This is a genomic window from Pseudomonas sp. NPDC088414 (genome assembly GCF_044753325.1).
Lineage (GTDB): Bacteria > Pseudomonadota > Gammaproteobacteria > Pseudomonadales > Pseudomonadaceae > Aquipseudomonas.
In genome coordinates this window covers 52,070-58,069 of sequence record NZ_JBIVMY010000035.1, presented here as the reverse complement: position 1 = coordinate 58,069, position 6,000 = coordinate 52,070, and the positions used below count along the sequence as shown (strand labels likewise).

The 6,000-nt window shown below is 55.9% G+C and carries 7 protein-coding genes and 4 tRNA genes; 7 read left to right on the top strand and 4 right to left on the bottom strand.

What is annotated here, in order from left to right; all coding sequences use genetic code 11:
- Positions 1 to 101: 101 nt before the first annotated feature.
- The 3 genes from ACIP8I_RS23130 (at position 102) to ACIP8I_RS23120 (ending at position 475) form a co-directional block, all read left to right on the top strand.
- Positions 102 to 178, top strand: a tRNA-Arg gene (locus ACIP8I_RS23130).
- Between the two features lie 71 nt (positions 179 to 249).
- A tRNA-Arg gene (locus ACIP8I_RS23125) sits at positions 250 to 326 on the top strand.
- A 72-nt stretch (positions 327 to 398) separates the two neighbouring features.
- Positions 399 to 475 (top strand) — tRNA-Arg (locus ACIP8I_RS23120).
- A gap of 18 nt (positions 476 to 493) precedes the next feature.
- Here ACIP8I_RS23120 and ACIP8I_RS23115 read toward each other — a convergent pair.
- On the bottom strand, positions 494 to 1,012 hold the full coding sequence (locus tag ACIP8I_RS23115) for a cell envelope protein SmpA (protein WP_367085426.1): 519 nt from the start codon (positions 1,010 to 1,012) through the stop codon (positions 494 to 496).
- Positions 1,013 to 1,333: 321 nt separating this feature from the next.
- On the opposite strand from ACIP8I_RS23115, the gene mgtE reads away from it, so the two are divergent.
- Entirely contained in the window at positions 1,334 to 2,776 is a 1,443-nt protein-coding gene (gene mgtE, locus ACIP8I_RS23110; protein ID WP_007963078.1) for a magnesium transporter, read from the top strand.
- Between the two features lie 258 nt (positions 2,777 to 3,034).
- Here mgtE and ACIP8I_RS23105 read toward each other — a convergent pair whose 3' ends face one another.
- Positions 3,035 to 3,361, bottom strand: a complete 327-nt coding sequence (locus ACIP8I_RS23105) for an Arc family DNA-binding protein (protein ID WP_003178899.1) — start codon at positions 3,359 to 3,361, stop codon at positions 3,035 to 3,037.
- Between the two features lie 389 nt (positions 3,362 to 3,750).
- On the opposite strand from ACIP8I_RS23105, the gene phnN reads away from it, so the two are divergent.
- Complete coding sequence (gene phnN, locus ACIP8I_RS23100; protein ID WP_400764217.1) at positions 3,751 to 4,320, top strand: phosphonate metabolism protein/1,5-bisphosphokinase (PRPP-forming) PhnN; 570 nt, start codon at positions 3,751 to 3,753, stop codon at positions 4,318 to 4,320.
- Here the strand turns inward: phnN and ACIP8I_RS23095 are convergent.
- Complete coding sequence (locus tag ACIP8I_RS23095; RefSeq protein WP_367085423.1) at positions 4,295 to 4,474, bottom strand: PA3371 family protein; 180 nt, start codon at positions 4,472 to 4,474, stop codon at positions 4,295 to 4,297. The genes phnN and ACIP8I_RS23095 overlap by 26 nt on opposite strands.
- A gap of 20 nt (positions 4,475 to 4,494) precedes the next feature.
- Positions 4,495 to 4,725 carry a hypothetical protein gene (locus ACIP8I_RS23090; RefSeq protein ID WP_400764215.1) on the bottom strand — a complete coding sequence of 77 codons (231 nt, stop codon included), beginning with the start codon at positions 4,723 to 4,725 and terminating at the stop codon, positions 4,495 to 4,497.
- A 295-nt stretch (positions 4,726 to 5,020) separates the two neighbouring features.
- Between ACIP8I_RS23090 and ACIP8I_RS23085 the strand changes: the two genes are divergently transcribed.
- Positions 5,021 to 5,097 (top strand) — tRNA-Arg (locus ACIP8I_RS23085).
- 307 nt (positions 5,098 to 5,404) lie between these two features.
- Entirely contained in the window at positions 5,405 to 5,653 is a 249-nt protein-coding gene (locus ACIP8I_RS23080) for a hypothetical protein (protein WP_400764213.1), read from the top strand.
- Positions 5,654 to 6,000 lie beyond the last annotated feature (347 nt).

Here is a 6,000-nt window from a genome sequence, read left to right as displayed (position 1 = left end):
GCTCAGTCCGTTGTAATCTCGCTTTTACGGTAAGTTCTTGAATTTATTAGAAAAAGTGGTTGGAATAGAGATTAGACGGGCTATAATGCGGCGCAACAAATGCACTCGTAGCTCAGCTGGATAGAGTACTCGGCTACGAACCGAGCGGTCACAGGTTCGAATCCTGTCGAGTGCACCATTTAAGAGTTGTTTATAGCGATATAAAGAACTTGGCTTCAGCCAGTTGTGGTCTGGTCTAAAAACACAAATGCACTCGTAGCTCAGCTGGATAGAGTACTCGGCTACGAACCGAGCGGTCACAGGTTCGAATCCTGTCGAGTGCACCATTTAAGAGTCGTTTGTAGCAATACAGGCAACTTGGCTTCAACCAGTTGTGATCTGGTCTAAAAACACAAAATGCACTCGTAGCTCAGCTGGATAGAGTACTCGGCTACGAACCGAGCGGTCACAGGTTCGAATCCTGTCGAGTGCACCATATTCAAGAAGCCCGCGTTTAACGCGGGCTTTTTGTTGCCTGCGATTTGGCTTTTCCTTTCACGCATCCCTGCTCGTCAAAATCGACTTGAGCACTGCGGCCTCGTTTCAGGTCGTAGCGATAGCTCGTTGTCGACGTCCGAATATTCACCTTGTCCGGTTTGCCGAGCGCGCTTTCGACATCCTGTTGGCTCATGCCGGCAATCACCCGTCGGTTGATGATCGCTGCGCGGCGCTGACGGGCATCGATCAGGTTGCCGCATTTGTCCTCGAGGCGGCCAACAATACCCGGTTCACGTCCCCTGATTGTCATACCGGATATTTCCTCGTGGTTGTGTTCCGGCATGATCGGTATGACGGATCCGGGCGAGTAGGGATGAACCTGTTGCTCTGAAAGCTGCTCGTCGCTCGCGCAGCTCAGGCTGGTGAAGGTGATGCCGCCGTCGGGCGCTTCGCAGCGGTGAAGGCTGGTGGCGGCCCCGGCGGGCGGCAGGCAGAGCAGGCTGGCGACTACAAAACGGGATGTTCTGGATAGCATTCGACGTCCTCCATGACGGTCTACGCTCAAGGGTAGTCGCTACATTTTTCAGTGCCGTTGTGTTTTCTTTTCAAGATGAGTCGTCGCATCTGGACGGGTCAGGACAGCGCTCAGCTTTGTCGCGCAAGCGCTTGTTTCAACCGCGATTTTTTAACGTTTAAAACCGTCAGGCGGTGTATCATTGCGCCCGTCAGCCCCGCCGGGGCTTATGGAAAACCTCCATGGACTTACCCAGTAGTTACTCAGTAGCCCGTTTCACCAATCATGAATTGACTGATTGATCCTTCCGGCGTGCCCCGCTGCTGGGAGTGGAGTTCGCCTATGTCCGAAATCGAAGTAAAGAAAACCCAGGAAAGCCTGCAGGATCGCCTGGCTCAGGTCGTTGAGCTGCTGCAGCGCCAGAAGGTTGTCGAAGACCTGACTCATCGCCAGGAAGGCGCGCATCACGACCGGGTCGAAAACCTGGTTCACCGGCAGAATCTCGTCGAGCTGCAACGCAAACTCGATGATCTGCACTCCGCCGACGTTGCCTACATCCTTGAAGCCTTGCCGCTGGACGACCGTCTGACGCTCTGGCAACTGGTCAAGGCTGATCGCGACGGCGACATTCTTCTCGAAGTATCCGATTCCGTTCGTGAAACGCTGATCGCCGACATGGACGATCACGAGCTCCTGGCTGCGGCCAAGGACATGGACGCCGACGAACTTGCTGACCTGGCCTCCGAGCTGCCGCGAGACGTCGTCCATGAGCTGATGGAGACGCTCGACCAGCAGCAACGCGAGCGCGTTCGTTCGGCCCTGTCCTATGACGAGGAGCAGGTCGGTGCGTTGATGGACTTCGAGATGGTGACCATCCGTGAGGATGTCAGCCTCGAAGTGGTTCTGCGTTACCTGCGTCGTCTCAAAGAGCTGCCGGGCCACACCGATAAACTGTTCGTGGTCGATTACGACGGTGTGCTCAAGGGCGTGCTGCCGATCAAGCGTCTGCTGGTCAACGACCCGGAGAAACAGGTTGCTGAAGTCATGGCCAGTGATCCGGTGAGTTTTCACCCGGACGAAGACGCCTATGACGCTGCTCAGGCGTTCGAACGTTACGACTTGATCTCGGCCCCGGTGGTCGACAAGAACGGCAAGCTGATCGGCCGTCTGACCATCGACGAAATGGTCGACCTGATTCGTGAGGAGAGCGAAAGCGAAGTCCTCAACATGGCCGGTCTGCGCGAAGAGGAAGACATCTTCGCCTCGGTCTGGAAGTCCCTGCGCAACCGTTGGGCGTGGCTGGCAATCAACCTGATCACGGCCTTTGTCGCGTCGCGGGTGATCGGTCTGTTCGAAGGCTCGATCGAGAAACTGGTGGCGCTGGCGGCGCTGATGCCGATCGTGGCGGGTATCGGCGGTAACTCCGGCAACCAGACGATCACCATGATCGTGCGTGCCATGGCGCTCGACCAGGTCAGCACCGGCAACACTTCGCGGCTGATGCGCAAGGAGCTGGCGGTGGCGTTGATCAACGGTCTGGTCTGGGGTGGGGTGATCGGCGTGGTCGCCTACCTGCTTTACGGCAGTTGGTCGCTGGGTGTGGTGATGACGGCGGCGATGACCCTCAACCTGCTGCTCGCGGCGCTGATGGGAGTGTTGATCCCGATGACGCTGGCCAAGATGGGCCGCGACCCGGCGATGGGCGCCAGTGTGATGATCACGGCAATGACCGACAGCGGTGGCTTCTTCATCTTCCTGGGGTTGGCGACGATCTTCCTGCTCTGATTCATTGCCATGCAAAAGCCCGCCAATTGGCGGGCTTTTTTGTGCCTGTGTATTTATTTGTGCCTGTGTATTGATCTGTGGTGAGGGGATTTATCTGTGGTGAGGGGATTTATCCCTGATGGGTTGCGCAGCGACCCCGGAAGAGGGCCTGCTGCGCAGTCCATCGGGGATAAATCCCCTCACCACAAGGTTTGCTCGGGTCAGATTTCAGGCAAAAAAAAGCCAGCACTTAAGCTGGCTTGAGATGTTCGATGTAGATCAGGACGCGTCTGCGGCCATCTCGGCGTCGTGAGCGATCAGCGACACCAGAGCGTTCTGTTGACGGTGAGATAGCTGACGGAAGCGTTGCAGCAGTTCGCGCTCGTGCAGCGACAGCTCCGGGCTGTCCAGGCGCATGCTCAGCTCTTCGCCCAGTGCGCCTTCCTGAATAAGACTCTGCTCAAGGCGCGCAATGATTTCGGAGTTCATGCTGCGATGATGATTGCGAGCCACCTCGGCAATGCGTTCACGCATCCCGTCTGGCAGACGTACGACGAACTTGTCAGCCGTACGGCTGGAATAAATTGCCTGTTTCAATGGGCGCATATATTTAACCGGTTAGTTCAGGGGAGCGGTTCTCGGGATTGGCCGCAGGATGTGTGGTAGGACAAGCATCCGCGCCAAATGGTTCAACCTGAATTGTTAAGAGGCGCGCATCATGCCTCAAAATTGCCAGATCATTGGCGTCAATTCTGTGACAAATATTGAGCTGGGTAAAGGCGTAATGCCAGCACCAATTATCAGAAATGCGGACTGGTTTGAAATCTTTGCCCTGGCCCGCATCACTGACCGCTTCCGGGTGCACATCTGTTGATGTCCGATGACGTCAGAACGTGCATGCTATGCGGATTTTCAATCCTTGTTCCTTACCTGTACAGGATAGTGGCAATCTGCCGATTTACTAGGGCAAACACCCGTTGGAGGGCGTTTTCAGGATGGATGGCAGGCTTATTTATCTGATGGGACCCTCCGGTTCAGGAAAGGACAGCCTGATCGAGGCCGCGCGTGAGTCTTTGCGCACGTTGAACTGTGAAATCATTCGCAGGGTGATTACCCGATCAGCGGAATCGGTGGGTGAGGATGCCATTGGCGTGACGCCCGAAGAGTTCGAGCGACGCCAGCAAGCCGGGGATTTCTCGCTGGCCTGGCAGGCCAATGGGCTGGCTTATGGCATTCCGGCAGAAATGGACGAACGGTTACGCGCTGGGCAATCCGTGCTGGTGAACGGCTCACGCGCCAATCTGCGTCAGGCGCTTGAGCGCTATCCAAGCCTGCTGCCGGTTTTGCTGACGGTCAAGGATGAGGTCTTGCGTGAACGTCTGCTCAGACGTGGCCGGGAGACGCCTGAGCAGATCGATGCGAGGCTGGCGCGCAATGCGCTGTTCAAGGACAGAAGGGCAACTGACTTGCCCGTGCATCTGATCGACAACTCGGGCGAACTGGCGGACGCCGTCAAGCAACTGCTGGACTTGATCCGGCTTAACGCAGCACCGGATCAAACTTGATTTTGCGCCCGGCCACCAGGGCCAGTACAAACAACACTGCAAACACGCCGCAGCCGATCAAGGGCAGGGTGACTGTGGTTTCCTCGAACAGCGAAAAATGCACAACGCCACTCAATAAGGCGAGGATCAGAAATCCTGCGGCTGATTTGGACATGCTGTACTCCTGAAGATATTTCAAAAAACCAGACGTTCGGTGTCGCGCGTCGGCAGTGCTTGCTCAGGCTCATTGACCGCCTGCGCCGCGAAGTCGCTCTGATCGCTCAGCACCGCCCACTGCGGCGCTTTCTGCACCTGCAAGTAATGCGGCATGCGTTGGGCCACCGGTTCAGCACGCTCGGGAACAAAATGAAAGCCGACCAAAACCGCCAGTGCGATTGCGTTTGCAAGCAAGAGAGTGCTGTTCATGGGGCCGACTCCGTTTGTGCTGTTATACGAACAGACAAAGCACCCGGCGTGCCAACAGTCTAACCGCTGTGAAGTCCTTTAAAAACAAGGATTTGCAAGGGTTTTTCCCAAGCTTCGGGTTGCAATCTGCAATGATGGCTTTTTCGCGGCAGTGCAAATTGCACGGTAAATGTTCCCGCAGTATCGCAGGGCGCCTGCCTACACTTAAAAAGCCCACGGACGACATGACAAATCAGGGGCTGGCCGTTAACATGCACGCCGTCCGTCGCGCCGTGTCCGGCCACGACAACTCAGTGTCTCAGTAGCTCAATTGGATAGAGCATCCCCCTCCTAAGGGGAAGGTTGGCAGTTCGAACCTGCCCTGGGACACCATATATATCTATGCTTCCAGCGATTTAAGCGACGAACGTCCGAGCCTCGTGGGTGCAGAGGGGGGCAAAAGGATCGCTTCAAGCATGCAAAGAGCCCCGCTTAGGTTATTGCCTGTCGGGGCTTTTTAGTAATCGCGACCTCGTACCAAGGTATTGCTCTGCAAGAAGAGCTGAGTCTTTGGTCGACGTTAGCTACTGCTGACGTAGACTATTTCTAACTACCGAACTTGCGTCTCTCGGCTTGGGTTGAAGGTTCGTTTCGCAGTGAAATACAGCCAATGGCTCATTCAGACCAATGAGGATGAACCTTGAAACATGAACTATGGCTGGAACCTGATGGCTTGCAATTGTTTTGTCCCTCCGGGCCTCAGGGTGATGAATCGCGCGCGCTCCTTGAGCCGGGGTCAAAACTGATTTGGGAAGTTGAGGCGGCAAGCCGCTTTGAAGCGATGAACAAGTACTATGAGTACATGGACTGGGGGGAGTGGACGACGGATTTTCCCGAGCTGGATAAGACGCCTTATGGAGGGCCCGGCTGGGAGGATTACTCTCCATGACATCCCAATCTCCTTGGCCCCCCCCATCTTCAATTCATTCTCGCCAACCTTCTTCCGATTCCGGAAACCGCGAATACAAGGCCCCCTCGTCTCGCATCCGCGAGGAGATCCACGAAACCGGAACGGTTGACGTCGATAGCCTTCCACGCTTCGCCCGTGTCGCCCGTCGAGATAAACCCTGTAGTGAAAAGATGACCCGGCGCGCAGGGTAATCGCTGCACAAGGAATCTTGAACCCCTCCACTTCAGAGAACCCCACCCCTTGCCGATAACTCATTCGGCGACCTCAAACTCGCACGAAATCGCTTGATAGCATTTAGCCTCCAGCTATCATCTGCGCGCCTGTGA

Excerpts from the sequence above, each read along its gene's own strand:
- ACIP8I_RS23115 (WP_367085426.1), bottom strand. The coding sequence starts at position 1,012 with ATGCTATCCAGAACATCCCGTTTTGTAGTCGCCAGCCTGCTCTGCCTG.
- ACIP8I_RS23090 (WP_400764215.1), bottom strand. The coding sequence starts at position 4,725 with ATGAACAGCACTCTCTTGCTTGCAAACGCAATCGCACTGGCGGTTTTG.
- mgtE (WP_007963078.1), top strand. The coding sequence starts at position 1,334 with ATGTCCGAAATCGAAGTAAAGAAAACCCAGGAAAGCCTGCAGGATCGC.
- ACIP8I_RS23095 (WP_367085423.1), bottom strand. The coding sequence starts at position 4,474 with ATGTCCAAATCAGCCGCAGGATTTCTGATCCTCGCCTTATTGAGTGGC.
- ACIP8I_RS23105 (WP_003178899.1), bottom strand. The coding sequence starts at position 3,361 with ATGCGCCCATTGAAACAGGCAATTTATTCCAGCCGTACGGCTGACAAG.
- phnN (WP_400764217.1), top strand. The coding sequence starts at position 3,751 with ATGGATGGCAGGCTTATTTATCTGATGGGACCCTCCGGTTCAGGAAAG.